This is a genomic window from Paraburkholderia dinghuensis (assembly GCF_003837865.1).
GTDB classification, from domain to species: Bacteria; Pseudomonadota; Gammaproteobacteria; order Burkholderiales; family Burkholderiaceae; genus Paraburkholderia; species Paraburkholderia dinghuensis.
On record NZ_RQIS01000010.1, the window covers coordinates 63,325 to 90,254 of the forward strand.

Here is a 26,930-nt window from a genome sequence, read left to right on the forward strand (position 1 = left end):
CAAACGTTCCAGACATCGATGTGGTTGACCACGCGGGGAAAAATAGGGCGAATCGGCGCCGGGGAAATCTGGCTTCCGATAAGCTGGATGTAATTCGAACGGGGGCGATTATAAACGCATGTTTTAAGATAAAGCGCACTAATTTCGGGATGTGGCTTTGTGTCGCCGGTATTCTCCTGATCATTCAAATTTGATCCGAATCTGTCAGCGGAAGGTTCGCGGCGGATGTCCAGGGGAGTGCCGACGGAGCTGGAAATAAAGCGCCTTTTGCGTATCAAGGGGTCGGATTATCTATTTTCCGGCTGCAATGAATTAATAAGCAGAAGAATAAAAACTGGAGCGGCTGTTAACAAATTGAGACAAGATTTTTAATCTTTTTTACTTCGCCGCTCCGGAGGATTAGTCTCATTTGGTCAAGTGACGTTTTATCAAGCCAGGAGAATGATGTGAACCGATTCGCCTTGACTTCTCTTTCATTGGCGGCGCTCGGCGCCGCAGGTGTAGCCCACGCGCAGTCAAGCGTGACGCTGTACGGCGCCATTGACACTTCCATCACCTATGTCAACCATGCCGCCGGAAGTAACAGCCTGTGGTCGCTCGGCAATACGTCCAATGGCAATCTCTCGGGCTCGCGCTGGGGCCTGAAGGGCGCTGAGGATCTCGGCGGCGGTCTCAAGGCAATCTTCCAGTTGGAAAACGGCTTCAACCCGTCAACAGGCGGGCTCGGCCAGGGTGGCCGGATGTTCGGCCGCCAGGCCTTCGTCGGACTGACGTCCGATCAGTACGGCGCGGTCACGCTCGGCCGCCAGTACGATCCGCTGATCGACCTGGTTCAGGGCATTACCGCGGATAACTACTTCGGTTCCGCGTTCGCGACCGCGGGCGACGTCGACAACTACGACAACAGCTTCCGCGTGAACAATGCGGTCAAGTACACGTCGCCGGTGTGGAACGGCCTTCAGGTCGTGGCCCTGTACGCTTTTGGCGGCGTGGCCGGCTCGACGGGCGCCGAACAGTCCTGGTCCGCGGCCATCGCGTACAACACCGGACCGTTCAGCCTCGCGGGCGGGTATTTCTATTCGGCGAACACCCAGGCCGGCGTCGGCCCCCGGACGACCGGCTGGACGAGCACCTCGGACGGCACCTTCAACGGCCCCATCAACATCGGCTACGAGACGGCGCGCTCGCTCGCGATCGCGCGGGTGGCCGGGCAATACGTGATTGGCGCGTTCACGATGGGACTCGGTTACAGCAACGCGCAGTACACGCCGGACGGCAGTTCGGTGTTCCGCGACAAGCAGAAGTACAACACGGGGCAGGGCTTCCTGAACTACCAGCTGAATCCGTCGATGTTGCTGGGCGTCGGCTACAGCTATACGCGTGCGACCGGCGACACGGCGGCGTCTTACAACCAGGTGTCGATCGGTGCCGATTACAGCCTGTCGAAGCGCACCGACATCTACATGACGGCGGCCTGGCAGCACGCGAGCGGCGAGACGGGCGACGGCGCGGGCGGCGCGATACCGGCGGAAGCCTCGATCGGCTCGTATGGCTATGCGGGCACGAATACGCAGACGATTGTGAACCTCGGGCTGCGTCACAAGTTCTGAGGCGGTCTGTTTTTTCCCGACGCCGGGTGACCCGCAGGAGCGGTTCACCCGGCGTTGTCCTTTGGGCGAGCGGCGGATAGCTCGCGGATCCCCGGCGTGAAAGCCGGCATGTGGGCAAGTTTCGGACGTACGTGACACCTGACTCCTGACCGTTTGCCGCCGGGGTCGGGTACTATCCAGGATTGACAGTTTTAAGGGCAGGTTCAGCCCGCACGGGGCTTGCCGCGTGTCTTTCGGGCGAAGACCATGGGAGCAAGTGTTGCAGCGAAACGACGGTATCTGATATATCACATACAGAATATTGCTTTTTGTCGCGACGCAGCATATGATTCAGTCATTCGATGACTCAATCATATGGAGCTTGAAATGGATCTCGTCTCTCTTGCACTCTTCAGCGTCGCTGTCGTGGGGTTGGGTGCCGCCGCCACTGCTATCTTCGCCAAATGGCTGCCGAAGTCGGCCATCGAACAGGCAGCGGTACATGGCCGGTTCGTCGGTCTGGGCGAGGCGCCGGTCGTGAAGCAGCCGGCGTATCGTCCGCAGGTCCGCAAAGAGGTAATGAATGTCGTCAGAACTTCAAACTGAAGTCGTAGCCAGTTCTTCTTCCGGGTCGCTCAAACTCGCGCTGCAACCGATCAACGCGACGCTGAGCCTGCGCGATCAGGCGTACGCGATGCTGCGTCACGCCATCGCGGACGCCGACATTTACCAGTCGCGCGACGAGATCCGTCTCGACGAACGCGTGCTGAGCGAGACGCTCGGCGTGAGCCGCACGCCGGTGCGTGAGGCGATGACGCTGCTCGAGCAGGAGGGCTTTCTGCGCATGGTGCCGCGTCGCGGCATCTATATCGTGCGCAAGAGCAAGCGTGAGATCGTGGAGATGATCCAGATGTGGGCCGCGCTTGAGAGCATGGCCGCTCGCCTCGCGACACTTCACGCCACCGACGAGGACATCGCGAAGCTGCGCCACATGTTCGACGATTTCCGCGACAGCACGCCCGCCGAGCATATCGCCGAGTATTCGGACGCCAACATCGCGTTTCATCAGGCGATCGTCGAGCTTTCGAAGTCGCAGTTGATTCTCGACACGATCAAGAACATCTTCGTCCATGTGCGCGCGATCCGGCGCATGACGATCTCGCAGAGCGATCGCGCGTCGCGTTCGATCGTCGACCATCTGCGCATCATCGAGGCGCTTGAAAAGCGCGACACGGAACTGGCGGAGACGCTCGTGCGTCAGCATTCGCTCGATCTTGCGGCCTACGTCGAGAAGCATTGCGACTTCCTCGATTGAGCGGCACGGCGCGCGCTCTCGCGCAAAGGTAAACGTGAAACGGGAGACCTTCGGGTCTCCCGTTTCACGTTTACCGCGTCTTGCTCGTCGACACCCCGGAGCGAGACTTTATGCGCATCAATTTCTGCCAGCCATTTTTGAGATGACACGACGCTGCACGTTTTTTCGCAATTTAGCCCCACGAATTGCGCCGATTTCACAGATTTCACCGTTTTCGTCGTTTTCGCCACCCAAGCGCTGAGTCCAGCACACGCAGTTCGCGCGAAAGACAGCTCGAATCTCGGGGTTTTCCCGTTCCTGCGCCGCAGCAATTCACGTCAAAAAGCCGCAAAGCCTTACTGGATATGACTTTGAGGTGATTGAGCGGGCATTGTCGCCGGGGCAACTCCCCTCTTGCCTCCTTCTGATATATCACATACCGTATTGCTAACCGACGCAGCCCTTCGCCACACCCGTGCGAATGCAGGCGCGACAGCAGCCCCCACCGATTTTCGATAACTCGCCCGGCCAGGACTAACAAGGAGACATGACATGGGCAAGGCACTGGATGGCGTGCGCATTCTCGATTTCACGCACGTACAGTCGGGTCCGACCTGCACGCAACTGCTGGCATGGTTCGGCGCCGACGTCATCAAGGTGGAGCGCGCCGGCGCAGGCGATATCACGCGTGAGCAGTTGCGTGACATCCCCGACGCGGACAGCCTCTACTTCACGATGCTCAACGGCAACAAGCGCTCGGTCACGATCGACACCAAGAATCCGCAAGGCAAGCTCGTGCTCGAACGGATGATCCGCGACTGCGATGTCCTCGTCGAGAATTTCGCGCCGGGCGCGCTCGATCGGATGGGTTTCAGCTGGGAGCGTATCCAGACGCTGAATCCGCGCATGATCGTCGCCTCGGTGAAGGGCTTCGGCCCTGGGCCCTACCAGGACTGCAAGGTCTACGAGAACGTCGCGCAATGCGTCGGCGGCGCGGCTTCGACCACGGGCTTCGACGACGGCCCGCCCGTCGTCACGGGCGCGCAGATCGGTGACAGTGGCACCGGCCTGCATCTCGCGCTCGGCATCGTCACGGCGCTCTATCAGCGCATGCACACGGGGCGCGGACAAAAGGTGCTCGCCGCGATGCAGGACGGCGTGCTCAATCTGTGCCGCGTGAAGTTGCGCGATCAGCAGCGGCTCGATCGCACCGGCGTGATGAAGGAGTATCCGCAATATCCGAACGACGCCTTCGGCGAAGCCGTGCCGCGCGCCGGCAATGCGTCGGGCGGCGGACAGCCGGGCTGGATTCTAAAGTGCAAGGGTTGGGAGACCGATCCGAACGCCTATATCTACTTCATCGCCCAGGCGCCGGTGTGGGACCGCATCTGCAAGCTGATCGGCCGCGAGGAATGGATCGACGATCCCCGCTACGCGACCCCCAACGCGCGGCTGCCGCACCTCAAGGAGATCTTCGACGAGATCGAGCACTGGACGATGAACCGCACCAAGTTCGATGCGATGGCCGTGCTCAATCGTTATGACATTCCGTGCGGTCCGATTCTGTCGATGAAGGAGATCGCCTCGGATGAATCGCTGCGCGCGAGCGGCACGATCGTCGAAGTCGAGCATCCGGTGCGTGGCAAGTATCTGACCGTCGGCAATCCGATCAAGCTCTCGGACAGTCACACCGAGGTCACGCGCTCGCCGTTGCTCGGCGAGCATACGGACGAAGTGCTCGCCGAATTTGGCTACTCGGGCGACGACATTCGTTCGCTGCGCGCGGCAGGCGCGATCTGAACGCAGCGCGGGGCGCGCCGGTCGCGTGACGCCCGCGCGCAAAGTGAACACGAAGGACCGCGCGACGGACCACGGCGCGCGTCGACGACGGAGCGAAACATGAATACCTGGATGCGCTTGATGGCGAACGACGGCAGCATCGTGTTCGGTCGCATCGAGAACGGATATCTGCACGAATACGAAGGACTCGATCAGCCCGTGCCGACTGGTGCGGTGCTGTCGCTGCGCACGCTGACACCGCTCGCGCCATGCGCGCCGGGCAAGGTCATTGCGCTCTGGAACAACTTTCATGCGCTCGCGGCGAAGCTCGAAAAACCGGTGCCCGCGCATCCGTTGTTTCTGCTGAAGCCGGCGGAGTCGGTGATCGGATCAGGCGAGCCGATCCTTCGTCCTGCCCACTATGCGGGAAAAATCGCGTTTGAAGGCGAGCTCGGCATCGTCATCGGCAAGCGCTGCCGTAACGTGAGCGTTGAAGAGGCGGAGGCTTCGATCTTCGGTTACACGATCGTCAATGACGTCACCGCTGCGGGCGTGCTCAACGAGAATCCGCACTTCCCGCAATGGTGCCGCGCCAAAGGTTTCGATACGTTCTGCTGTATAGGGCCGACGATCATCTCGGGCTTCGACTGGAATAGCGCGCGCGTGGTGACGCGGCTCGACGGCGTCGAACGCCAGAACTATCCGATCGCCGATATGGTGTTTACGCCCGCGCAGCAGGTCAGCCTGATTTCGCAGGATCTCACGCTGGAACCGGGCGATGTGATCGCTTGTGGCACGTCGCTCGGCGTGGGATCGATCGGCGACGGCGCAACGGTCGAGATCACGATCGACGGCATCGGCACGTTGTCGAACACGCTCGCGGCGACGCGAGCCGGAACGCAAGCGGTCGCCGCGGTGGTTGGTGCGGCTTGACGAGTATGAAAACGCGCACGGCGTGATCGCCGGACGCGAGGAGGAACCATGCGGGAGCAACTGGCTGGCGACATTGTCTGGTTGGGCGGCGGCGTGCTATATGCCTGGCTGACATGTGCACTAGCACAACTGGCGGCGCTCGCCCCGGCGTGGGCGCGTCGCGCGGCGGTGCCCGCCCGCGTGAAGCCGGGTTGTGTGCGGTGTATGTCGCCATGGCGCGAATACCGTGTCGCTTCGGCAATATGTTATGGACTACTGCTGACTGTGCCGCCCGGTGTGCTGGCAGCTAGTGTCGCTCATGCCGCCGATGCTGCCGTCGCGGTTGTCGTGGGCGTCTTCGCGGGCGTGTGGCCAGGCATCTTGCTGGATGTGCGGGCGCGCGTGCGTACGACCGCCGTAGCGGGCTGCGTTGGAGGCCTCGCGGCGCTCGGCGGCGGCTTTGCCTGGTTTCTCGTGCGGCCCGAACCTGGGTTGCTCGAACAACGTGTGGCTCTCTATCTCGCAGTCGCACTGGGTGCGCTGCTGCTGGGCGCCGCTGCGACCGCGCTGTGCGGCGCGGTGCATGTGGGGCCGCGCCAGCCGTTCACGGCGAGCGAGCGCGTAGTTCACTTCGTCGCGTTGCTGCTCGGCATCGCGCTTGGTTGCGGATTCGCGACGGCATCAGTTGGGCACGAATCAGGGCTCTCGATGCTCGTCAGCGCGAGCGTCCTGGGTGCCGCGCTCGGCATGCGTGTCATGTCCGGTGCGCAGTCACGGGGCACGGTGCGGTTCGCGCTTGCGCGACATGCGAGCGGAGGGTGGCCTGTCACAGGCGCAGGTGTGCTGCGGCCAGGCTTCGCGGGCGTGCCCGACGACCTGCTGGTCGAAGCGTGCGGTAGCGGCTCGTTCGCTCCCGAGTGTCTTTATGCGCGTGTCGCGCCGAATGAAGGGGCCATACACGCCGTTCATCACGTATCACGAGACTTGCCGAGGCGCCGGCGCAGCCGTCATCGCGCGCTGAGGCACAGGCAGGGGCCGCACTGAAGCGGTACGTCATCGAGGCGCCACGCCCGTGCGATTCTCGTCGCTCGATGAGCGGCAGACGACGTGGCGCTGCACGACTGCGGAATCAGAGGAAGGTGGCCTGAAGGTTCGCGGCAGATTTGCCTGAGCGGGCAACGGAGGGCTGTTTCGTGCGGTTACGGACGAAGGATCAGCTACGTCTAAAGGATCCGTGCCGAACCATAGCGCCTTACTTATGAAAGCTAGCTTCCGTCACGCGCGTGATGTTTTCGATGAGGGGCGCGCCTTCCTCCATGAGGAAGTGCTTGAACGCGAGCGCGACGGGCGGCAGGCGCTTGTTTTTGCGGTGTACGACGTACCAGTTGAGCATGACCGGAAAGCCTTCGACGTCGAGCACGGTCAGGTGACCAACCTGCAGTTCGAGGCTGACCGTGTGTGCGGAGAGGAAGGCGATGCCCATGCCCGCGATCACGGCCTGCTTGATCGTCTCGGTGCTTTTGATTTCCATGGCGATCTTCAGGTTCGTGATCTTGCCCGCGAACCCTTCTTCCATCGAATTCCACGTGTCCGAGCCGCGCTCGCGCACGATGAACGCCTCGTTGGCGAGCGTACTGAGCTTGATGCCGCGCTTGTTCGCGAGCGGGTGCGAGGGCGCCGCCACGATCACGTACGGGTGCGGTGCAAACGGTTCGTTGATCGCGTCGGTGGCGTGCGGCGGACGCACCATCACCGCGAGATCGGTCTGGTTCGTCGCCAGTTGTTGCAGCAGCTGCTCGCGGTTGTGGACCGCGAGATTGAGCGAAACACCCTTGTAGCGGCGCGTGAATTCGGCGAGCAGGCGCGGAAAGAAGTAGTCGCCCGCGCTGATCACGGAGACATTGAGCTTGCCGCCCGAGACGCCCTTCAACTGGCTCATCGCCTCGTCGACTTCGTGGAACTGCTGGATGATCGCGCGGCTGTAGTGAAGCATCTCCGTGCCCGCGGGCGTGAGGTAGATCTTCTTGCCGAGCTGCTCGAAAAGCGGCAGTCCTGCGTGTTCTTCGAGCTGGCGGACTTGCGTGGAAACGGCTGGCTGGGTGAGGTGCAGTTCTTCGGCAGCACGCGAAAAACTGAGGTGGCGCGCCACGGTTTCAAAGACCTTCAGCTGCCGTAGCGTGGCGTTTCGCATTGTCATGGCCGATCCATAAAGGAACGTGAATCCACATGATAACAAAGTTTAATTATTAGTAATTCAGCAATGACCCTAGCATGACAATGAAAGGAGTCCGAATGCCCGCCATGAGGCATTCGGGTAAACGACGGGGTAGGGAAAACGAGGGGGACGTCATGGCAAAAAAGGACTGAGACCCCTTGCGCAGCGAACTATTCAGAGGCAAGCGGCAATATATCGGATGATCATGAATTGATGGATTTTCATTCGGATTCCCGCATTGTCTGCGTAAGTCAAGTCGAAGGTGGAAGAAGGGCGAAATTCAAAACCATAAGTTGAGATTTATGAAGGCTGGCATTCCGCTGGCCTTCGTGAATAGATAGCGGAGACAAGCGAGATGAGTGCAATCAGTCAAAAGAGCGAGGTCGGTCCGTTCTGGACCAACCGCTGGTTTCAGCTGGTCGTGGGCATGGTGTGCATGGCGCTCGTCGCCAATCTGCAATACGCGTGGACGCTGTTCGTCGCGCCCATGAACGCGCGGCACCAGTGGGGCGAAGCGTCGATTCAGCTGGCGTTCTCCATCTTCATCCTGACTGAGACGTGGCTCGTGCCGATCGAGGGCTGGCTGGTCGACAAGTTCGGTCCGCGTCCGGTCGTGGCGGTCGGTGCGGTCTGCGCAGGGCTATCGTGGGTCCTCAACTCGTACGCGACGTCGCTGACAACGCTCTATGTCTCGGCCGTGATCGCGGGCATTGGTGCAGGCGGTGTGTACGGCACCTGCGTCGGCAATGCGCTCAAGTGGTTCCCGGATCGCCGGGGTCTCGCGGCAGGCCTCACGGCCGCCGGTTTCGGCGCGGGCGCAGCAGTCACCGTCATTCCGATCGCGAACATGATCTCGCGTTCAGGTTACGAGAGTGCGTTCTTCTTCTTCGGCATTCTGCAGGGCGTGTCGATTCTCCTGCTCGCGTTCCTGCTCGTGAAGCCGGCGCCGCGCGCAACTGCCGTGTCGGCTCGGCGTCTGGTTTCGCGCGTCGACTACACGCCGGGGCAGATGGTCAAGCAGCCGGTTTTCTGGGTGATGTATGCGGCATTCGTGGCCGTGGCCGCGGGCGGCCTGATGGCGACCGCCCAGATCGGCCCCATCGCGAAGGACTGGGGCCTCGCAAAGATGCCGATGGCAGTGTTCGGCGCGACGCTTCCGCTCCTCACGTTGACGCTCTCGATCGACAACATCTGCAACGGCTTCACGCGCCCGCTATGTGGGTTTATCTCCGACAAGATCGGCCGTGAAAATACGATGTTCCTCGTGTTCGTCGGTGAAGGTCTCGCGCTGCTCGGCATGATGCAGTTCGGCACGAACCCCTACGCGTTCATGACGTTTGCCGCGCTCATCTTCCTCTTCTGGGGCGAAATCTTCTCGATCTTCCCGGCCATCTGCGCAGACACGTTCGGCAGCAAGTTTGCCTCTGCCAACGCAGGCACGCTGTACACGGCGAAGGGCACGGCGTCGCTGCTGGTGCCGATTGCGTCGATTCTCTCGGCCACGGGCGGCTGGAGCGCTGTGTTCGTCGCGGCGGCGGTCATCACGATCACTGCGGGCATCAGCGCGAAATTGATCCTTGCGCCGATGCGTCAACGCATGCTCGAACGGCAGGCCGACGCACGCAGCGCTGACCTTTCCCAGAGCGCGCCGTCGGCTCTCGCGCCGTTGTCGAACCAGACCGGCGAATAAGGCGTCGCACGAGAGCCGCGATGAACGTATCGCTTCAGCAGCTCAAAGTCTTCGTTGCGGTCGCGCGGTCGCGCAGCTTCACGCGCGCCGCGCACGAATTCGGTCTCACGCAGTCGGCAGTCAGCCGCTGCGTGCGTGATCTCGAAGAGGTCATCGAACTGAAACTGTTCGACCGCACCACGCGTCACGTCGAACTCACGCTCGCGGGCAGCGGCTTCGAGCGTCGCATCGGTCGCCTGCTCGACGAAATCGATATGGCGATCGCAGAGGGCCGCGAAGCGCATCAGTCGCATAGCGGCGTCGTGCTTGTGGCAAGCAATCCGGTGCTCTCCTCGACCTGGGTGCCCGCCGCCATGGCGCGTTGCGCCGCCGCCTTTCCCTCGCTCACGCTACAGCTTCAGGATCTTCCGCAGACCGCGGTCGTGCGAGCCGTCGAGCAGGGGGAAGCGGACTTCGGTGTGATCGCCGAGACCGTGCCGTTTGCGAGTGGCAATCTCGACGTGCAGCCGCTCGCGGCGACACCGCTGTGTGCAGTCATGCCGGCGTTCCATCCGCTCGCGCAGCACGGCGCGCTCCAATGGGCCGATATCGCGGGTGAATCGCTTGTCACGCTCAATCGCGATGCGGGCTGCACGGGCGCCGTGACGCGTGCGCTAGCCGGACTGCGCGCGCAAGCGAGACCGTTGCAGGAGATCGCGCATGTGGCGGGCGTGGCGCGCATGGCGCAGCTTGGGCTCGGCGTTGGCGTACTGCCCGTGTGTGTCGATGGTGCGCAGGCGAGCGATGCGGACGATGCCGCCTGCCATTGGCCTGTGCCTTCCGGATCGCTCGTGGTGCGCGTGCTGCATCCGGTCGTCAACGTGACGACGATGCTCGTGCGCCGCCGCAATCGCTCGCTGCGGCCGTGTGCGCAGGTCGCGTGGGCGCAGTTCGTCGCGCAAGCTACGGGCGGTGAACAATCGCGTGTGGCGACGCGCGAATCGACGTCCGTTGAATCGTATGCATCGGTGGACGTGGGCTAGGCTTTTCGACTTTGCTTCACACCAAAAAAAATGGACCACGCTACGTGGTCCATTTTCATTTGCGCGGCCAGAAATCCTGGCATCCACGAATCCGGCCGCGCGGCGATTACGCTGCCAGCAACGCCATGCGCTCGCGTTGCTTGACGAGGGCGAGCACGACGTCGATGGTCGGCGTGGGCTCGCCGACGAGGCGTCCCATTTCCTGCACCACCGTCAATAGCGGATCGATTTCCATCGGCCTGCCGTTTTCCAGGTCGACGAGTGTCGAGGTCTTGTGCGCGCCCACCGCGCCCGCGCCGTTGATGCGCCGCTCTACGTCCACGCGGAAATGCACGCCGAACTGCTCGGCGATACGCTTCGCTTCGAGCATCATCGTGCGCGCGACGTCGCGCGTGGCCGGGTCGCCCGTGATGACGTCGAGCGTGCCATGCGTGAGCGCGCTGATCGGGTTGAAGCAGAGGTTGCCCCAGAGTTTCAGCCAGATTTCGTCGCGGATGTCGTCGCGGATCGGCGCATCGAAACCGGCAGCCTGCATGATTTCGTGCAGCTGCGTGATGCGCGGCGTGCGCTCGCCCGAAGGTTCGCCGATCGGAAACTTCTTGCCGTAGACATGGCGGATCACACCGGGTGCTTCGATTTCGGCGGCCGGATACAGCACGCAGCCGATGGCGCGCTCGGGTCCGAGACGCGTCCATTGCGAGCCGTCCGGATCGATGCTTTCGAGCCGGGTGCCCGCGAACTTGCCGCCATGCTGATAGAAGTACCAGTAGGGGATGCCGTTCGTGCCCGTGACGATGGCCGTGTGCTTGCCGATGAGCGGCTGCATGGCGTCGATCACACCCGCCACCGAATGCGCCTTGAGCGTGATGATCACAACGTCCTGAACGCCCAGTTCACGCGGATCGGACGAGCAGCGCACGTTGGCGACATATTCTTCGCCGTCCATCAAAAGACGCGCGCCGCGCTCGCGCATTGCGGCGAGATGCGGCCCGCGCGCGATGAAGCTCACATCGGCGCCCGCGCGTGCGAGCTGCACGCCCATCATGCCGCCGATCGCCCCTGCCCCAAAGATGCAGATTTTCATAACGAAACCCCAATGACGTTGAAAACCGCGTGTCCGTCGCAGCGCTTGGCGCGCCGTAAAGCGTGCCGCTCGCTGTATCGACAGACGATGGGTCGAGCATAGGGGGATGCGTCGATTAACGACAGTTAAAGTTTCTCGGCAGAAACATTAACAATAGGTTATGGACTCCGCGCGGCGTTCAGGTCCGCCGCACGAGCAGGAAACCCAGGCCGATCACGCCGAGAAATGTGCCGCAGCAGCGGTTGAACCAGCGGCGCACGGTGGCGCGCGTGAGCCAGCGGCCGAGGTACACGCCCGCGAGCGAGTAGAGCGCGATGGCGATCCATTCGAGAACGAGAAAGCTCGCGCCGAGCACGGCGAACTGGGCGGACATGGGTCTCGTCACATCGACGAATTGCGGCAGAAACGCCGTGAAAATCAGAATCGCTTTCGGATTTCCCGCAGCGACGAGGCATTCGCGCCGTGCAATGCGCGAGAGCGCGGCGTCGCCTTCGAAGGCCATGCCGACCGGTGCTGCGTTGCTGCGCCAGAGCTGGATCGCGAGCCAGACCAGGTACGCCGCGCCCGCAAGCTTGATGACGAAGAAGACGGCCTCGGAGGCGCGCAACACCACCGCGAGTCCCGTTGCCGCGAGCGCAATCATCGCGGCGAACGCAACGAGCCGTCCCGCGCCGCCCACGAATGCGCGCGTGAAGCCGTAGCGTGCGGCTACGTTGATGGACAGCAGGTTGTTCGGCCCCGGCGCCATATTGAGCGCGAAGCAGGCGGGAAGGAATAAGAGCCAGGCGGTGAGGGACATAACGGATCTCTGCGCACATCGGGAATCGGGCGCGCTATCCGGTCGATTTTATCCGAACATCGCGGTCCGTCTGGCGGCGCTCAATGGAATACCGGCAGCATGAGAAAGAGCTTGATGGCGATGGCGTTGGCAATATCGATGAAAAACGCCGCCACCAATGGCACGACCAGAAACGCGAGGTGCGAGTGTCCGAAGCGGGCGGTGACCGCCTGCATGTTCGCGATGGCCGTGGGTGTCGCGCCAAGACCGAAACCGACGTGACCCGCCGAGAGCACGACCGCGTCGTAGTTGCCGCCCATGACGGGGAACGTGATGAAAAGCGCGTAGAGCACCATCATGAGTGTCTGCACGGCGAGGATCGAGAAGACCGGCAGCGCCAGATCGGCGAGATCCCAGAGACGCAGCGACATGAGCGCCATCGCGAGAAAGAGTGCGAGGCTCACGTTGCCAATCAGCGCAACCGCTTGCTCGGCGACGGGGCGTCGGAGGAGCACGAGCCCGTTGGTGAGCAACACCGCGACGAACAGCACGCACACGAACGTGGGCAATTCGTACACGGTGCCCGCAAGCAGATCCGCGATCTCGCTACCCGCAGCGAGGCTGATCACGATGAGCGTGAGTGTGTTGATGAACGCGCCCGGTGTGGTGGGTTTTTCCGCCTTCGGTTCTTCGAAGGCGTAGGCGTCGGGCGCGCTCTGGTCGTCGTCGGGCACCTGACGGTGGCCGATGCGCTTGAGCAGCCGCTGCGCGACCGGCCCGCCGAGGATCCCGCCCATCACAAGGCCGAACGTCGCGCATGCGATGGCAACCTCGGTCGCCGCCTCAAGGCCGTGATGCTCGGTGAAGATTGCGCCCCATGCTGCGCCGGTGCCGTGTCCGCCGGCAAGCGACACCGAACCGCCAAGCAGTCCGAAGAGCGGATCGATGCCGAGCAGGAGTGCCATGCCAATGCCGACGACGTTCTGCAGCACGAGCAGCCCGACCACCACGAACAGGAAGCGCACGAGTATCGGGCCGCCCGACTTGAGGTTCGCCAGATTCGCGTTCAGGCCGATGGTGGCGAAGAAAGCGAGCATGAGCGGAGTCTGCAGGGCCAGGTCGAAGCGAACGTCGACGTGAACGAACGAATGCAGCCCGAAGGTGAGGAGCGCGGCAACCAGACCGCCCGCAACAGGTTCGGGAATGGTCCACCGGCGCAGTAGCGGCACGACGGCGACGAGCAGTTCGCCGAGTAGCAGCACGATCGATGCGGCAACCAGTGTTCCGTAGACGTCGAGGTGCATGGTGGGCCTCGCGGTGCGGTGGACGGTAGGGGGCGGGCGCCTCGCACGGGCGGCACCGTCGTCCACGGTACACGAGAGCCGTACCCGATGCGCCGGCACTGCCTGCCGCGATGCGATGCCCGGTTCCGGACGCCGCGCGGACGGCCGCACGATTGCCCTAAAATGGCGCGAACCCGCGCTGAACGTGCGGCAAGCGCGCCTTGCCGCACTCCTCGAAATCCGACCCGGAGATTCCAATCATGAACGAACCGCAGTCCGCCGTGACTGGCAAGATCGCACTCGTTACGGGCGCGGGTAGTGGCATTGGCCGCGCTTGCGCGCGCAAGCTGCTCGCAAACGGCTACACCGTCGTGCTGGCGGGCCGTCGTGCCGAACCGCTCGACACGCTCGCCGCCGAGGCTGCAGCGCGCGGCCAGCACGCGCTTGCCGCGCCGTGCGACGTGAGCGACGCGGCCGCCGTCGACGCGCTCTTCGAAACGATCCGTACGCGCTATGGCCGCCTCGATCTGCTCTTCAACAACGCGGGCCGCAATGCTCCCGCCGTCGATATCGACGAACTCTCTGTGGACGACTGGCGCGGTGTCGTCGACACGAACCTCACTGGCGTATTTCTCTGCACGCGCGCGGCATTCGCGCTGATGAAGCGGCAGACGCCGCGCGGCGGACGCATCATCAATAACGGTTCGATCTCGGCGCACGCGCCACGTCCGTTCAGCATTGCTTATACGGCGACGAAACATGCCATCAGCGGGCTAACGAAGTCCGTGTCACTCGATGGGCGGCGCTACGACATCGCGTGCGGACAGATCGACATCGGCAACGCGGCGACGGAGATGGCCGAGCGCATGGCGCGTGGCGTGCCGCAGGCGAACGGCGAGATTGCCGTCGAACCGCTCATGGACGTCGAGCTCGTCGCCGATGCGGTCCTGAACATGGCGCAACTGCCGCTCGAAGCGAACGTGCAATTCATGACGATCATGGCGACGAAAATGCCGTTCGTCGGGCGCGGCTGAGCGTCCCGGGCGGAAGTCGCAGCGCTCGTGCGGCCCCGCACGCCCGGGCGCGATGTTTCGTATACTGACCGTCGACCCGTCACGACGCCCAAGCGCCCATGCCTTTGCCCACGCGCCCCGACGACGATCCGCGCCCTGACCCACCCGAACGTCCGGACAACGACGCCTGCTGCCACTGTGGCTGCGATCCGTGCATCTTCGACCTGTACGACGCAGAGGTCGCGCGCTGGCGCGCCGAGTTTGCCGCGTGGGAAAAGCGCAAGGCGGCTGCTGGCGGAACTCGGACGCGCGCTGCACGCGAGGCGGGGGACAAGACTGAAGGCGCATGTTCGGGGAGGGTTGCCGCAGTGCGCGACCCGGTCGTCAAGGGAGCCGGAAAGACCGCGCCAGTGCCAGCCCAAAAGCCCGTCCGGAAGCCAGCCCGAAAGCCAAAGGCAAAAGGGCACCGCACACGCGTCCCGATCGTTAAATCGAAGCCGTCATGACCGAATCTGCCCTGCTCAACGCTCCCGCTCTCACATCTGACACACTCGACGCACTTCACGCGTTCGTCGAGCGCCATCCTCGCCTGTTCGTGCTGACCGGTGCGGGCATCAGCACCGATTCGGGCATCCCGGGCTATCGCGACGAAAACGGTGCCTGGAAGCGCTCGCCGCCCATCACCGTGCAGGAATTCCTCGGCTCCGAAGCGTGGCGGCGGCGCTACTGGGCGCGCAGCATGCTCGGCTGGCCGTCCGTGGGCCAGGCGCAACCGAACGGCGCGCATCTCGCACTCGCGCGGCTCCAGAGCGCGGGTTATGTGACGACGCTCGTCACGCAGAACGTCGATGGACTGCATCAGCGCGCGGGCAGCCACGGCGTCATCGAACTGCACGGCAGCATCGGCCACGTCCATTGTCTCGATTGCGGAGCCCAGTACACGCGCGCGTCGATCCAGCCGCTGCTCGAAGCGAACAATCCCGAAGTCGCAACCGCAATCGCCGAACCCGCCGCCGATGGCGACGCCCATCTCGACTTCGACGGCAACCTGCCGTTCGCCGTGCCGGCCTGCGCTGCGTGCGGCGGGATGCTCAAACCGTCGGTGGTGTTCTTCGGCGAGAACGTGCCGCGCGAACGCGTCGCGGCGGCATCGGAGGCGCTCGATGCCGCCGATGCGGTGCTCGTCGCCGGTTCGTCGCTGATGGTCTACTCGGGCTATCGTTTCTGCGCTTGGGCGCAGCAGCGCGGCAAGCCCATCGCGGTCGTGAATCTGGGGCGCACGCGCGCCGATCCGCTCCTCGCGCTCAAGGTCGAGGCGCCGTGCGCAGCGACGCTCGATGCGCTCGCCGGGCGCCTCGCCGCCTGATCCGCCTCATCGACCACAACCGATAAGCCCGACGACGCGCGAAACCCGAAGCGCCGATGCAAACCGTCACGAACCACGACAAACCCAACCCATGAGCGAACCGCAATCCGACGCCCGCCTTTTCGCGCCCGCCACTGAACGCAATGCCGGGCCGATTCTCGATGTCCTGCGCGGGGCGCTGCCCGCGCGCGGCACGGTGCTGGAAATTGCGAGCGGAACGGGCCAGCACGCCGCGCATTTCGCTGCCGCGATGCCGGACCTGGAATGGCAGCCAAGCGACGCCGACCCGCGAGCGCGGGCCTCCATCACTGCCTGGCGCGAGCACGCGGGCACGGCGAACGTGCCGAACCTGCCGAACCTACGTTTACCGCTCGATCTCGACGTGTGCCGCGAGCCGTGGCCCATCGATGCCGTCGATGCGATCGTCTGCATCAACATGATCCACATCGCGCCGTGGGAGGCGGCCATCGCGCTCGTGAAAGGCGCGGGCAAGCGTCTGCCAGCGGACGGAGTGCTGGTGCTCTACGGACCCTACCGGCGCGGTGGCGCGCACACTGCGCCGAGCAACGAAGCCTTCGATACGCAGTTGCGTGAGCGTGACCCGGCATGGGGCGTGCGCGACATGGAAGCGGTCGAGGCGCTGGCGCAGGCGGAAGGTTTCGTCTGCGAGCAGATCGTGACGATGCCGGCGAACAACTTCAGCCTGGTCTTCCGCAAGCGCTGAAACCACGTGCGGCGTGGTCGCATTCGCGCATCGCGAAGGCGTTTCCCTTATCCTTGCACGATCGACGCCGCGCGCGCCGCCTTCATCGCGAAGTGGAGAGACGACATGAGCAAACAGGCAATTGGCGTGGTGGGACTGGCGGTGATGGGCCGCAATCTGGCGCTCAACATCGAGAGCCGGGGCCACGCGGTATCGGTGTTCAACCGTACCCGCGAGAAAACCGACGAGCTGACCGCCGAATTCCCCAATCGCAAGCTTGTGCCGGCCTACACGCTGGAAGCGTTCGTCGAGTCGCTGGAGAAGCCGCGCCGCATCCTGATGATGGTGAAGGCGGGCGAAGCGACCGACGCGACGATCGCGGCGCTCAAGCCGCTGCTGGACAAAGGCGACATCCTGATCGACGGCGGCAACACGCATTTCACCGACACGATCCGCCGCAACCAGGAACTCGCGAACGCGGGGCTGCATTTCATCGGGACGGGCGTGTCGGGCGGCGAGGAGGGCGCACTCAAGGGGCCGTCGATCATGCCGGGTGGCCCGCGCGACGCTTACGAACTGGTTGCGCCGATCCTCACCGAAATCGCGGCGAAAGCGCCGGACGGCGCGCCGTGCGTCGCGTATATGGGTCCGGACGGCGCGGGCCACTTCGTGAAGATGGTCCATAACGGCATCGAGTACGGCGACATGCAACTGATCGCCGAAAGCTATGCGGTGCTCAAGCAGGTACTCGGCCTCTCGAACGAGGAACTGGGCCGTGTGTACACCGAATGGAACCAGGGTGAACTCGACAGCTACCTCATCGAAATCACCTCGAAGATCTTCGGCAAGAAGGACGAGGAGACGGGCAAGGATCTCGTCGATGTGATTCTCGACCGCGCCGCGCAGAAGGGCACCGGCAAGTGGACGAGCCAGAACGCGCTCGACCTCGGCGTGCCGCTGCCGCTCATCACCGAATCCGTGTTCGCGCGTGTGCTTTCGTCGCTGAAGACGCAGCGCGTTGCGGCGAGCAAGGTGCTCGCAGGTCCGTCCGCGAAGTCGTTCATCGGCGAGCGAGCCGCGTTTGTTGAAGCGGTGCGGCGCGCGCTGTACCTGAGCAAAGTGATTTCGTATGCACAAGGCTTCGCGCAACTGCGCGCCGCCTCCGACGAATATAAGTGGGACCTGCAGTACGGCACGATCGCGAAGATCTTCCGCGCGGGCTGCATCATTCGCGCGCGCTTCCTGCAGAAGATCATGGACGCCTATGCGACCGACCCGAAACTCGCGAACCTGCTGCTCGACCCGTATTTCCGCGACATCGCCGCGAGCTATCAGGCGGCGCTGCGTGAGGTGGTGATTGCGGCGGTGTCGGCGGGGGTGCCGGTGCCGGCGTTTTCATCGGCGATCGCCTACTTCGACGGCTATCGCTCCGAACGTCTGCCCGCGAACCTCGTGCAGGCGCAGCGCGACTTCTTCGGCGCACATACGTTCGAGCGCATCGACAAGCCTGGGAGCTTCCACGCCGACTGGGCCTGATCGCACGCGGGGTGCGGTCAGCGACCGTTCGGTCGTTGCGCTGATTGTTGGAACTGAGAGGTGAACCTGCATGGTTCACCTTTTTTATTGCGGATTCTGCAAAGGTGTTTTTTCTAAGAAGGGTTTACCCTGGATCAATCTAACTCCTACACTGTCATTAAGCGCTTACGGACAAGGTGTTCGAAGCACACGTAAAAGAACACAGATGGAGGTTAGATCATGAAGAAACTCATTCCCGCCGTTGTCGTTGCCGCCGCTCTTGCCGTTCCGGCGATTTCGTTTGCCCAGTCGAGCCAGCAAGGCTTGACCCGCGCTCAGGTGCGCGCCGAGTTGGTTGAACTCGAGCAGGCTGGCTACAAACCGGCAGCGGGTGACGAGAATTATCCGCAAAACCTGCAGGCTGCCCAGGCCCGTGTGAACGCGCAGAAGCTCGCAGCCGGCGAAACCAGCGGCTATGGCGCTCCGGCGGCCGGCACGGCGCAGGCAGGCGGTGCGGTGCAGCCACAGCATCTCGCCCCGCATCAATCGGTGTATTTCGGAAACTGAGCAGTCCGGCCGGAACAGGGCTGAACGAAGCCGTCTCGCACGGCTTGCCGGTTCCGGCGGTGGAAGTTGCAGTAGCGGTAGAAGTTGCAGTTCTGTGATGGAGCAGCGGTAGACGTTGTATCGCTGTGAAGTAGCAGTAGCCGTAGCCGTTGGTGTCGAAGTGCTGTTCTGTGAAGTAGCAGTGGCTGTTGCAGTGCCATGCCGTAGAAGTAGCGGTAGAAGTTGCAGCGCAGAAGTACCTGAGAGGTTTGACAAGAAGTAGCAGTACTTGCAGCACGCAGTTGAGCGCGGCCCGGTCGAAAACCGGCCCGCGCTTTTTTCATCCGGGCCGCCGCAGTGATCGACGGCTAGCGCCCCGTCATATGCGGCACGCCTTCGCTGGTCGTCATGCTGAGCTGGTGGATCGCCCGGTGCGCCTTGTTCAGTTGCGCCTGGGCGGCAACGCGCTGTGCTTCCAGTTGCGCGACCTCCTTGCGCACCTGGTGCTGGCGTCCAGTCACGCGATGTTCCTGCTCCGCATGGCGCTGCAGGTTGGCACGCAGCCGCTCGGCCAGCGCTTCCGATTCCTCGACCTGCCGCTGCAACTGTTCGTTCTGCGCGATCAGTTGCGCCCGGCGGGTCTCGCCGTCCGTGAGGCGGGTCGCTTGCTCTTCCAGGTGGTGGAACGCTGCGCCCGCGGCGTCGACGTCGTTTGCCTTCAGTGCACGCCAGAGCATGCCATCCTGATGCAGCGCCACGTAATAGCTCAGTGACGGCGCGTGAAAGAACAGGCTGACCGTAAAGTCGAAACTGCGAAAAACCCGGAACGTATCGAGTGAATTTCCCGCAGCGAGCGCCTCGAACATCGTACCGTCGGCGATCTGCACCGGGCGACCGTTGAACTGCGAAGGCACGACCGGCACCGCGCGCAGTGTCGGCACGGCACGCGCTGCATTCGCGACTTCGGCGTCGAGGCTATCGTGCGGCGTCTCGTCAGCGACACGTTCCGCCGGTTCCGCGGCGGTGGGATGAGCGGCGTGCGAAACGGCGACGAGGTGCGACGGGCCGCCCGAGAGCACGGCATTACGGCGATTCAGGAAAGTTTTCACGGCGATTCCCCCAAATGGCACGCCGGTGCGCGAACCGCGCCTGCTCAGTGCAGGAGGCGCGGCCGGCGTGCAATATCGTTGAACAGCGCCCGACCGGGCTCGAGCGCGAAAAACCAGGTTTCGTCATAGCCGCTCAGCGTGTCGAGTGCGTCGCGCAGACGCTCGACCACCAGGGCAGGAATTTCGACCGTCGCCTCGACGCCACCCGACAGGCGCGCGACGCTCGCGTGCTGGACCAGTTCGTCGGCGGCTTCGGCGACGTCGGCGGCGAAAACAAGGTGGTTGTTCAGCAATTCGACGAGGCCCGGCGACGCCGCGATGTCTTCGACATTGAGCTGCACGGAAAGGAAGGTGGCTTTGTTCATCCTCGGATTCCTCACGAATGTGGGACCGCAGCGGGAGGCCTGTCGTTATTTTTCTGGGGCAGCAGGACGCAGTATAGGCGAGCGCCGCTCGAAGTGAGTGCCGCCCCGTTCGTGAGGGCCTCGAGCATCGAACGATATAATGGGGCCGTTCGCCATTTCCGGGCCTGCTTTGTCGCGACGCGCGGCCCTGTGACGAACGCCTGCGGACCGGCGCGCATCGAATGTACGTAGCATCCAGTGTACGTAGCGAGGCACAAGCGAGGAACTGCAAGATGAATCCACACTGGCGAAACCCGGGTGCGGCGGCCGCACTGGCCGCCCTCACGCTCCTGATGAACGCCTGCGCGCTTCCCCCTTTGGGTGGAACGGCCGGCACGCCTGCTCCTGTCGCAACCGGCGGTGTCCCTGCCGGTTACTACCGCGTCAATCCCGGCGATACGCTTTCGCGCATCGCGGCCGCATTTGGTCAGCGCGCGCAGGACATCGCAATCTGGAACCAGTTGCCGCCCAACGCGACCATCGTCGCAGGCCAGGTGCTGCGCGTGGCACCGCCGCCGAGTTTCGCGCCTTCCGTACAACAGCCACTGTCTCCCGCGCCCGCAGCGGCGGGCGTCGCGATGCCCGTGCCGGTCGAACCGACCATCACGTTCGCCTGGCCCGCTCGCGGTCCGGTGCTGGAGAGGTTCGTGCCTGGCAAGTCGACAGGTATTGTCATCGGCGGCGTGGCCGGCGAACCCGTGAAGGCCGCTGCGGCCGGCCGCGTGGTTTATGCCGGAACCGGCATCGAGGCCTATGGGCCGCTCATTATCATCAAGCACAACGATACGGTCGTCACAGCCTACGGTCACAACAGCAAGCTCCTCGTGAAGGAGGACGACGCCGTTACGCAAGGTCAGCCGATCGCCGAAATGGGGGTCGATCCGCACGGTGTTGCAGGCGTGCAGTTCGAAGTGCGCAGCGGTGGGAAGCCGGTCGATCCGTTACCGTTGTTGCAGCGTTAGCGCGATGGTCCACTTCGCGTACGCGCTACACAGTTGCCGCTGGCGCTCACTCGTGAACCGTGGCGCGTCGCGCGGGGTCAGTTTCGACTGTGCCTGATCCACTCTGTCACCTGAGTTGCGAATGAAATGAGGCAATGTGGATCGCGCCGCATCGTTTTGGCCCCGTGCCGCCATTTGCCTACCCCCGCAGTTCGAAACTACACTTGAAGGTTCTCACGCCGCGTTGCGCGCGCCGATGCGCGCGCGCCGCCCGCCACGGCCGACACTCACGCGTTGCGCGTCAGGGGCCGGGGCAGCATGGCGCGAGCGTCAACCACAAGGATTTCATCGCATGATCGACCTGCGCAGCGACACCGTTACCCGCCCCAGCCCTGACATGCTGGCCGCCATGACCCGCGCCGAAACCGGCGACGATGTCTGGGGCGACGACCCGACCGTGCTGCGCCTGCAGGCGCGCGTCGCAGAGGAGGCTGGCAAGGAGGCGGGTCTCTTCTTCCCGAGCGGCACACAGAGCAACCTGGCCGCCTTGATGGCGCACTGTGCGCGCGGCGACGAATATATCGTCGGCCAGGCGGCCCACACGTACAAATACGAAGGCGGCGGCGCCGCAGTGCTCGGCAGCATCCAGCCCCAGCCGCTCGATAACGCTGAAGACGGTTCGATCCCGCTCGAACGCATCGCGGCCGCGATCAAGCCCCTCGACGATCACTTCGCACGCACGCGGCTCCTCGCGCTCGAAAACACGATCGGCGGAAAGGTGCTGCCCGCCGCTTATGTCGCCGAGGCAACGCAGCTCGCCCACGCGCGCGGACTTTCCACGCACCTCGACGGCGCGCGCGTGTTCAATGCAGTGGTTGCCTCGGGGCAGCCGCTCGAAGCGCTGGCCGCAGGCTTCGATTCGGTATCGATCTGCTTTTCGAAGGGGCTCGGCGCGCCGGTGGGATCGGTGCTGGTCGGTAGCAAGGCCCTGATCGACGTGGCGCACCGCTGGCGCAAGGTGCTCGGTGGCGGTATGCGTCAATCGGGCTTGCTGGCGGCTGCCTGTCTTTACGCACTCGATCACAACGTCGAGCGGCTCGCCGATGACCACGCGAACGCTGCACGTCTGGCTGCTGCCCTCGCGCAGATCGCGGAAGTGACGGTCCTGGCGCAGGCGACGAACATGGTGATGGCACGGTTCCCGCAGGAACATTGCGCGCCGCTCGAAGCGTGGCTCAAGGAGCGCGGAATCCTCACGCAGATGCTCTACGCGTCGCGCTTCGTCACGCACCTCGACGTGTCGGCTGCGGATGTCGACACGTTCGTCGAGGCCGTGAAGGGTTATTTCGCGCGGTAAGGCGTAACTGCGGCGTACCGGCGGCGCAGTTGCGCGCGCCGCAAAGGAAGGCACGCCCGCCGGCGTGCCGCCCCAAATCTCCTTACACGCCGTGCGCGCCGCGATGCGACGGCGCCAAAAGCCGCAACCCGCTCACCACGCTCGCGGCGCCCGCGAATACCGCGCCGATCGTCACCGCCAGCGTCGGTCCGTGGCGCCCCACCAGCCCAAAGCACAGTGCGACCAGCGCAGCCCCTGTGGTCTGTCCGAGGAGCCGCGAGGTCGCGATGATCCCGCTCGCACCGCCGCTGCGCTCGGGCGGTGCGCTCGACATGATCGCGCGCAGGTTGGGCGACTGGAAGAAACCGAACCCGGCTCCGCAGATCGACATACGAACAATGATGTCCAGCACGCCCGGATGCGCGGGCATCAGTGCGAGCGATGCCATGCCCGCCGACAGGATGGCGAGTCCGATTGCGCCGAGCAGGCCGGGCGGATAGCGATCCGAGAGGCGCCCTGCAATCGGCGCGGCGGCTGCCACGACGACGGACCACGGCGTCATCAGGAAGCCCGTTTCCACCTGGCTGCGCATCAGCACGGTTTCGAAGTAGAACGGCAGCGCGACGAACGCGAGACCCTGAGCCGCGAACGAGCACACCGCCGTCAACGCCGATAGCGCGAACATCGGCCGCCTGAACAGATCGACGGGCAGCATCGGCGCGGGATGGCCGGCCTCGCGCCGGATCAGCAGCGCGCCGAACACGAGTGCGACGGCTGCGGCGATGACCACTTCCGTGACGCTCGCCTGCTGCGCCGATTCTCCGAGCGCGAAGATCAGCGCAGCGAACGCGATGATGTTGAGCAGCGCGGCAACGGGATCGAATGCGTGCTTGCCCGTTGCCGTGTGCGGCAGCGCGGGCAGGGCGAATACGAGCGCGATGATGCCGAGCGGCACGTTCACGCCGAAGAGCCACGGCCACGTGCCCGCAGAGAGAATCAGCGACGCCATGGTCGGCCCCACCGCAAACGAAACGCCCACGACGAGCGCATTCATGCCGACTCCGCGCCCGAGTCGATGCGCGGGATACAGGAAGCGGATCAGCGCCGTGTTGACGCTCATGATCGCGCTGGCTCCAAGGCCCTGGAGCACGCGCGCGCCGGCCAGCGCACCGAGCGTCGGCGCGAGTGCGCACGCGAGCGAGGCCAGCGTGAAGACCGCGAGTCCGCTGATATAGATGCGCCGGTGCCCGATGATGTCGCCGAGCGCCGCGAGCGGCAGGAGCGTCGCGACCATGGCGAGCTGATAGGCGTTGATGATCCACACCGATGCGGCCGGCGCCGCGTGCAGGTCGGCCGCGATCGACGGGAGGGCGGTATTGGCGATGGCGGTGTCGAGCGTCGCGAGCGCGACGGCGAGCATCACGGCGGCCATCGCGCGGCGGTTTTTCGCGGACATCGGCGCGTCGGCAAGCTGGGTAACGCCCGGCGCGGAGGTGGTATCGGACAAGTTGTTCTCGTGTGACCGGAAGACGATGCGGCTCGATGCCGCTTGACCCGCGATTGTTACAGAGCCTGGGCGATCGTGCAGAGCACGCCCTGGCGTGTGAGCTGACTGTAAGGTCGCGTTCGACGGCAGCGGGTAGACGTTCGAACGCAACTAACTGTCCACCCAGCCATGCGTCGCCAAACGCCCGTGTGTTGCACGGGCGGCGGACGTCCCCACTTTTCGCTCCATGCCGTGCCGCCGCAAGCGGCAAGAAAATGTCCTACTCTGCAAACTGATCTGCGTTGGAGCCCGGTCTGTCTTGCGGGCGTTCCGCACGCGCAGCCCCAGAACGCGCGGCGCGTGCGCCGCCTTTTGCGGGAGGCTCCGATGACCGCGCGTCTCGAGTTCGACCAGTTGCAAAGCAGCGCCGAGGCGCTGCGCCGTTCCCTCTCCAACCGTCTGATGTACGGCGTCGGCAAGGACGCCGTCACGGCCATTCCGCAGGACTGGCTGCATGCCGCGGCGCTCGCCGTGCGCGATCGCCTTGTCCAGCGCTGGATGGTCACCACGCGCCGCCAGTACGAACAGGACGTGAAACGCGTCTATTACCTGTCGATGGAATTCCTGATCGGCCGCACGTTCTCCAACGCGCTGCTCGCACTCGGCATCTACGATCAGATGAAAGAGGCGCTCGCCGATGTCGGTGTCGACATGGAGTCGATCCTCGATCTGGAACCCGACGCCGCACTCGGCAACGGCGGTCTCGGGCGCCTCGCGGCGTGCTTTCTCGACTCGATGGCGACGCTTGGCATTCCGGGCTTCGGCTACGGCATTCGCTACGACTACGGCATGTTCCGGCAGCAGATCGTCGATGGCGAGCAGGTCGAGGCGCCCGATTACTGGCTGCGCGCGGGCAATCCGTGGGAGTTTCCGCGGCCCGAGGTGCAGTACCGGGTGCACTTCGGCGGACGTACCGTGCGGCGCGACGGTCACGTCGAATGGCTCGACACGCAACACGTCAATGCGATGGCCTACGATACGGTGATCCCCGGCTACGCGACCGACGCCACCAACACGCTGCGCCTGTGGTCCGCGCGCGCCGACGAAGAACTCGATCTCTCGGCGTTCAATCAGGGCGACTATCAGCGTGCGGTGGAGTCGCGCAACATATCCGAGAACGTCTCGCGCCTGCTCTATCCCGACGATTCGACGGTGGCCGGGCGCGAGTTGCGACTTCGTCAGGAGTACTTCTTCGTTTGTGCGACGATGCAGGATCTGATTCGCCGCTACCTGCGCACGCACAGCACGCTCGCGCGCTTCTCGGACAAAGTCGCCGTGCATCTGAACGACACGCACCCGGTGCTCGCGATCCCCGAGTTGATCCGCCTGCTCGTCGACGTCCATCGCATGTCGTGGGACGAGGCGATCGGCAATATCCGGCGCGTGTTCTCGTACACGAATCACACGCTGATGCCGGAAGCACTGGAAACCTGGGATGTCGAACTATTGGGGCGGCTTTTGCCGCGGCATCTGCAGATCATCTACGACATCAATGCCGCTTTCCTCGACGAAGCGAGCGACAAGGGCGCGCACGAACTCGACATGATTCGCCGCATGTCGCTCGTCGACGAATCCGGCCAGCGGCGCGTACGCATGGCCCATCTGGCGATTGTCGCGAGCCACAAGGTCAATGGGGTTTCAAAGCTGCATTCGCAACTGATGCAGCACGATATCTTCGCCGATTTCGCGCGACTCTATCCCGATCGCTTCACGAACGTTACGAACGGCATTACGCCGCGCCGCTGGCTCGGGCAGTCGAATCCACCGCTCGCGCGGCTCATCGACGAGAGCATCGGCACGAAATGGCGCACTGACTTGACCGAACTGGCAGGGTTGCGCGGGCTACGCGGCGACGCGTCCTTCGAAGCCGCGTTTCGCGCGGCGAAGCGCTGCAACAAGGTGCGTCTTGCGCAACGGGCCAAGCTGCGCAGCGGCATGGTGTTCGATCCGGACGCGCTTTTCGACATGCAGGTCAAGCGTATCCACGAATACAAGCGGCAGTTGCTCAACGTGCTGCATGTGATCGTGCGTTACAACCGTATCGTCGCGGATCCGCAGCGCGACTGGGTGCCGCGCGTGGTGCTGTTCGCGGGCAAGGCGGCGTCCGCGTATCGCATGGCGAAGACCATCATCAAGCTCATCAACGACGTCGCCGTGAAGGTGAACAACGATCCCGTGGTGGGCGAACGCCTCAAGGTGTTGTTCGTGCCGAATTACGGCGTGAGCATCGCCGAGATGATGATTCCCGCCGCCGACCTTTCCGAACAGATTTCGACTGCCGGCACGGAGGCGTCGGGCACGGGCAACATGAAACTCGCGCTAAACGGCGCGCTGACGATAGGCACGCTCGACGGCGCGAACATCGAGATCGGCGAATCGGTGGGGCAGGAGAATATCTTCATCTTCGGCAACACGGCGGAACAGGTGAATGCGCTGCGCGCGGCTGGCTACCGGCCGCGCCAGATCTACGAGGAGAACGCCGAATTGCGCAACGCGCTGGACCAGATTCGCACGGGCTTTTTCTCGCCAGACGATCCCGCGCGTTTCTCCGAAATCTTCTACACGCTAGTGGACTGGGGCGACCACTATCTCGTGCTCGCCGATTTCGCGGAGTTCGTTGCGGCTCAGGAGGCCGTCGATCGCCGTTTCGTCGACATGCCGGGCTGGACCGCGAGCGCCATCGCGAATGTTGCGGGCGTGGGGCAGTTTTCGTCGGATCGCGCGATTGCTGAATACGCGCGCGATATCTGGAACGTCAAGCCGATCGATATGGGCTAGCGCGCTTCTCGCTGCCTTTCCCGTTTG

24 protein-coding genes are annotated in these 26,930 nt (G+C 63.9%); 17 read left to right on the forward strand and 7 right to left on the reverse strand.

Annotated features, from left to right (window positions below):
• Positions 1 to 446 precede the first annotated feature (446 nt).
• The 6 genes from D1Y85_RS14870 (at position 447) to D1Y85_RS14895 (ending at position 6,618) form a co-directional block, all read left to right on the forward strand.
• Positions 447 to 1,610 carry a porin gene (locus tag D1Y85_RS14870; RefSeq protein ID WP_124151831.1) on the forward strand — a complete coding sequence of 388 codons (1,164 nt, stop codon included), beginning with the start codon at positions 447 to 449 and terminating at the stop codon, positions 1,608 to 1,610.
• Between the two features lie 366 nt (positions 1,611 to 1,976).
• Positions 1,977 to 2,195 (forward strand): hypothetical protein, encoded by a 219-nt coding sequence (locus D1Y85_RS14875; RefSeq protein WP_124151832.1) that lies wholly within the window; start codon positions 1,977 to 1,979, stop codon positions 2,193 to 2,195.
• Positions 2,173 to 2,904 carry a GntR family transcriptional regulator gene (locus D1Y85_RS14880; protein WP_124151833.1) on the forward strand — a complete coding sequence of 244 codons (732 nt, stop codon included), beginning with the start codon at positions 2,173 to 2,175 and terminating at the stop codon, positions 2,902 to 2,904. The genes D1Y85_RS14875 and D1Y85_RS14880 overlap by 23 nt, the downstream gene beginning before the upstream one ends.
• A gap of 531 nt (positions 2,905 to 3,435) precedes the next feature.
• Positions 3,436 to 4,683 (forward strand): formyl-CoA transferase, encoded by a 1,248-nt coding sequence (gene frc, locus D1Y85_RS14885; RefSeq protein ID WP_124151834.1) that lies wholly within the window; start codon positions 3,436 to 3,438, stop codon positions 4,681 to 4,683.
• A gap of 99 nt (positions 4,684 to 4,782) precedes the next feature.
• Positions 4,783 to 5,595, forward strand: a complete 813-nt coding sequence (locus D1Y85_RS14890) for a fumarylacetoacetate hydrolase family protein (protein ID WP_124151835.1) — start codon at positions 4,783 to 4,785, stop codon at positions 5,593 to 5,595.
• A 48-nt stretch (positions 5,596 to 5,643) separates the two neighbouring features.
• The gene (locus tag D1Y85_RS14895) at positions 5,644 to 6,618 is read left to right on the forward strand and encodes a hypothetical protein (protein WP_124151836.1); all 975 of its coding nucleotides are present in this window, start codon (positions 5,644 to 5,646) and stop codon (positions 6,616 to 6,618) included.
• A gap of 208 nt (positions 6,619 to 6,826) precedes the next feature.
• On the opposite strand, the gene D1Y85_RS14900 is transcribed toward D1Y85_RS14895, so the two are convergent.
• Complete coding sequence (locus D1Y85_RS14900; RefSeq protein WP_124151837.1) at positions 6,827 to 7,771, reverse strand: LysR family transcriptional regulator; 945 nt, start codon at positions 7,769 to 7,771, stop codon at positions 6,827 to 6,829.
• A 373-nt stretch (positions 7,772 to 8,144) separates the two neighbouring features.
• On the opposite strand from D1Y85_RS14900, the gene oxlT reads away from it, so the two are divergent.
• Together oxlT and D1Y85_RS14910 are read left to right on the forward strand one after the other, a co-directional pair.
• The gene (gene oxlT, locus D1Y85_RS14905) at positions 8,145 to 9,479 is read left to right on the forward strand and encodes an oxalate/formate MFS antiporter (RefSeq protein WP_124151838.1); all 1,335 of its coding nucleotides are present in this window, start codon (positions 8,145 to 8,147) and stop codon (positions 9,477 to 9,479) included.
• Between the two features lie 20 nt (positions 9,480 to 9,499).
• Positions 9,500 to 10,501: a LysR family transcriptional regulator gene (locus D1Y85_RS14910; RefSeq protein WP_124151839.1), complete on the forward strand. Its 1,002-nt coding sequence runs from the start codon at positions 9,500 to 9,502 to the stop codon at positions 10,499 to 10,501.
• Between the two features lie 106 nt (positions 10,502 to 10,607).
• Here the strand turns inward: D1Y85_RS14910 and D1Y85_RS14915 are convergent, their stop codons facing one another.
• From D1Y85_RS14915 to gltS, 3 genes are all read right to left on the reverse strand, one after another.
• A complete protein-coding gene (locus D1Y85_RS14915; protein WP_124151840.1) occupies positions 10,608 to 11,585 on the reverse strand; it encodes a 2-dehydropantoate 2-reductase in 978 nt (325 codons plus the stop codon).
• 178 nt (positions 11,586 to 11,763) lie between these two features.
• The gene (locus tag D1Y85_RS14920; RefSeq protein WP_124151841.1) at positions 11,764 to 12,384 is read right to left on the reverse strand and encodes a LysE family translocator; all 621 of its coding nucleotides are present in this window, start codon (positions 12,382 to 12,384) and stop codon (positions 11,764 to 11,766) included.
• Between the two features lie 80 nt (positions 12,385 to 12,464).
• A complete protein-coding gene (gene gltS / locus D1Y85_RS14925; protein WP_124151842.1) occupies positions 12,465 to 13,667 on the reverse strand; it encodes a sodium/glutamate symporter in 1,203 nt (400 codons plus the stop codon).
• A 239-nt stretch (positions 13,668 to 13,906) separates the two neighbouring features.
• Here gltS and D1Y85_RS14930 point away from each other — a divergent pair, with 239 nt between their 5' ends.
• The 6 genes from D1Y85_RS14930 to D1Y85_RS14955 all read left to right on the forward strand — a co-directional run bounded on the left by D1Y85_RS14930 (position 13,907) and on the right by D1Y85_RS14955 (position 18,810).
• Complete coding sequence (locus D1Y85_RS14930) at positions 13,907 to 14,680, forward strand: SDR family oxidoreductase (RefSeq protein ID WP_124151843.1); 774 nt, start codon at positions 13,907 to 13,909, stop codon at positions 14,678 to 14,680.
• Between the two features lie 98 nt (positions 14,681 to 14,778).
• Positions 14,779 to 15,165, forward strand: a complete 387-nt coding sequence (locus D1Y85_RS14935) for an oxidoreductase-like domain-containing protein (protein ID WP_124151844.1) — start codon at positions 14,779 to 14,781, stop codon at positions 15,163 to 15,165.
• Positions 15,162 to 16,025 carry an NAD-dependent protein deacetylase gene (locus tag D1Y85_RS14940; RefSeq protein WP_124151845.1) on the forward strand — a complete coding sequence of 288 codons (864 nt, stop codon included), beginning with the start codon at positions 15,162 to 15,164 and terminating at the stop codon, positions 16,023 to 16,025. The genes D1Y85_RS14935 and D1Y85_RS14940 overlap by 4 nt, the downstream gene beginning before the upstream one ends.
• 91 nt (positions 16,026 to 16,116) lie before the next feature.
• Positions 16,117 to 16,749, forward strand: coding sequence for a DUF938 domain-containing protein (locus D1Y85_RS14945; RefSeq protein ID WP_124151846.1), 633 nt, complete (start codon positions 16,117 to 16,119; stop codon positions 16,747 to 16,749).
• A 105-nt stretch (positions 16,750 to 16,854) separates the two neighbouring features.
• Entirely contained in the window at positions 16,855 to 18,264 is a 1,410-nt protein-coding gene (gene gndA / locus D1Y85_RS14950; protein WP_124151847.1) for an NADP-dependent phosphogluconate dehydrogenase, read from the forward strand.
• A 219-nt stretch (positions 18,265 to 18,483) separates the two neighbouring features.
• A complete protein-coding gene (locus D1Y85_RS14955; RefSeq protein WP_124151848.1) occupies positions 18,484 to 18,810 on the forward strand; it encodes a DUF4148 domain-containing protein in 327 nt (108 codons plus the stop codon).
• 347 nt (positions 18,811 to 19,157) lie between these two features.
• Here the strand turns inward: D1Y85_RS14955 and D1Y85_RS14960 are convergent, their stop codons facing one another.
• Together D1Y85_RS14960 and D1Y85_RS14965 are read right to left on the reverse strand one after the other, a co-directional pair.
• On the reverse strand, positions 19,158 to 19,898 hold the full coding sequence (locus D1Y85_RS14960) for a DUF2968 domain-containing protein (protein WP_124151849.1): 741 nt from the start codon (positions 19,896 to 19,898) through the stop codon (positions 19,158 to 19,160).
• 44 nt (positions 19,899 to 19,942) lie between these two features.
• A complete protein-coding gene (locus tag D1Y85_RS14965; RefSeq protein WP_124151850.1) occupies positions 19,943 to 20,263 on the reverse strand; it encodes a hypothetical protein in 321 nt (106 codons plus the stop codon).
• 272 nt (positions 20,264 to 20,535) lie between these two features.
• On the opposite strand from D1Y85_RS14965, the gene D1Y85_RS14970 reads away from it, so the two are divergent.
• Positions 20,536 to 21,264, forward strand: a complete 729-nt coding sequence (locus tag D1Y85_RS14970) for a peptidoglycan DD-metalloendopeptidase family protein (protein ID WP_124151851.1) — start codon at positions 20,536 to 20,538, stop codon at positions 21,262 to 21,264.
• Positions 21,265 to 21,595: 331 nt separating this feature from the next.
• Positions 21,596 to 22,600 carry a low-specificity L-threonine aldolase gene (ltaE, locus tag D1Y85_RS14975; RefSeq protein ID WP_124151852.1) on the forward strand — a complete coding sequence of 335 codons (1,005 nt, stop codon included), beginning with the start codon at positions 21,596 to 21,598 and terminating at the stop codon, positions 22,598 to 22,600.
• A gap of 82 nt (positions 22,601 to 22,682) precedes the next feature.
• Here ltaE and D1Y85_RS14980 read toward each other — a convergent pair whose 3' ends face one another.
• Positions 22,683 to 24,035, reverse strand: a complete 1,353-nt coding sequence (locus D1Y85_RS14980) for an MFS transporter (protein WP_124151993.1) — start codon at positions 24,033 to 24,035, stop codon at positions 22,683 to 22,685.
• 417 nt (positions 24,036 to 24,452) lie between these two features.
• On the opposite strand from D1Y85_RS14980, the gene D1Y85_RS14985 reads away from it, so the two are divergent.
• Positions 24,453 to 26,903, forward strand: coding sequence for a glycogen/starch/alpha-glucan phosphorylase (locus D1Y85_RS14985; RefSeq protein WP_124151853.1), 2,451 nt, complete (start codon positions 24,453 to 24,455; stop codon positions 26,901 to 26,903).
• Positions 26,904 to 26,930 lie beyond the last annotated feature (27 nt).

Coding starts and splice junctions, on each gene's coding strand:
- D1Y85_RS14875 (WP_124151832.1), top strand. CDS start 1,977: ATGGATCTCGTCTCTCTTGCACTCTTCAGCGTCGCTGTCGTGGGGTTG.
- D1Y85_RS14880 (WP_124151833.1), top strand. CDS start 2,173: ATGTCGTCAGAACTTCAAACTGAAGTCGTAGCCAGTTCTTCTTCCGGG.
- frc (WP_124151834.1), top strand. CDS start 3,436: ATGGGCAAGGCACTGGATGGCGTGCGCATTCTCGATTTCACGCACGTA.
- D1Y85_RS14890 (WP_124151835.1), top strand. CDS start 4,783: ATGAATACCTGGATGCGCTTGATGGCGAACGACGGCAGCATCGTGTTC.
- D1Y85_RS14895 (WP_124151836.1), top strand. CDS start 5,644: ATGCGGGAGCAACTGGCTGGCGACATTGTCTGGTTGGGCGGCGGCGTG.
- D1Y85_RS14900 (WP_124151837.1), bottom strand. CDS start 7,771: ATGACAATGCGAAACGCCACGCTACGGCAGCTGAAGGTCTTTGAAACC.
- oxlT (WP_124151838.1), top strand. CDS start 8,145: ATGAGTGCAATCAGTCAAAAGAGCGAGGTCGGTCCGTTCTGGACCAAC.
- D1Y85_RS14910 (WP_124151839.1), top strand. CDS start 9,500: ATGAACGTATCGCTTCAGCAGCTCAAAGTCTTCGTTGCGGTCGCGCGG.
- D1Y85_RS14915 (WP_124151840.1), bottom strand. CDS start 11,585: ATGAAAATCTGCATCTTTGGGGCAGGGGCGATCGGCGGCATGATGGGC.
- D1Y85_RS14920 (WP_124151841.1), bottom strand. CDS start 12,384: ATGTCCCTCACCGCCTGGCTCTTATTCCTTCCCGCCTGCTTCGCGCTC.
- gltS (WP_124151842.1), bottom strand. CDS start 13,667: ATGCACCTCGACGTCTACGGAACACTGGTTGCCGCATCGATCGTGCTG.
- D1Y85_RS14930 (WP_124151843.1), top strand. CDS start 13,907: ATGAACGAACCGCAGTCCGCCGTGACTGGCAAGATCGCACTCGTTACG.
- D1Y85_RS14935 (WP_124151844.1), top strand. CDS start 14,779: ATGCCTTTGCCCACGCGCCCCGACGACGATCCGCGCCCTGACCCACCC.
- D1Y85_RS14940 (WP_124151845.1), top strand. CDS start 15,162: ATGACCGAATCTGCCCTGCTCAACGCTCCCGCTCTCACATCTGACACA.
- D1Y85_RS14945 (WP_124151846.1), top strand. CDS start 16,117: ATGAGCGAACCGCAATCCGACGCCCGCCTTTTCGCGCCCGCCACTGAA.
- gndA (WP_124151847.1), top strand. CDS start 16,855: ATGAGCAAACAGGCAATTGGCGTGGTGGGACTGGCGGTGATGGGCCGC.
- D1Y85_RS14955 (WP_124151848.1), top strand. CDS start 18,484: ATGAAGAAACTCATTCCCGCCGTTGTCGTTGCCGCCGCTCTTGCCGTT.
- D1Y85_RS14965 (WP_124151850.1), bottom strand. CDS start 20,263: ATGAACAAAGCCACCTTCCTTTCCGTGCAGCTCAATGTCGAAGACATC.
- D1Y85_RS14970 (WP_124151851.1), top strand. CDS start 20,536: ATGAATCCACACTGGCGAAACCCGGGTGCGGCGGCCGCACTGGCCGCC.
- ltaE (WP_124151852.1), top strand. CDS start 21,596: ATGATCGACCTGCGCAGCGACACCGTTACCCGCCCCAGCCCTGACATG.
- D1Y85_RS14980 (WP_124151993.1), bottom strand. CDS start 24,035: ATGTCCGCGAAAAACCGCCGCGCGATGGCCGCCGTGATGCTCGCCGTC.
- D1Y85_RS14985 (WP_124151853.1), top strand. CDS start 24,453: ATGACCGCGCGTCTCGAGTTCGACCAGTTGCAAAGCAGCGCCGAGGCG.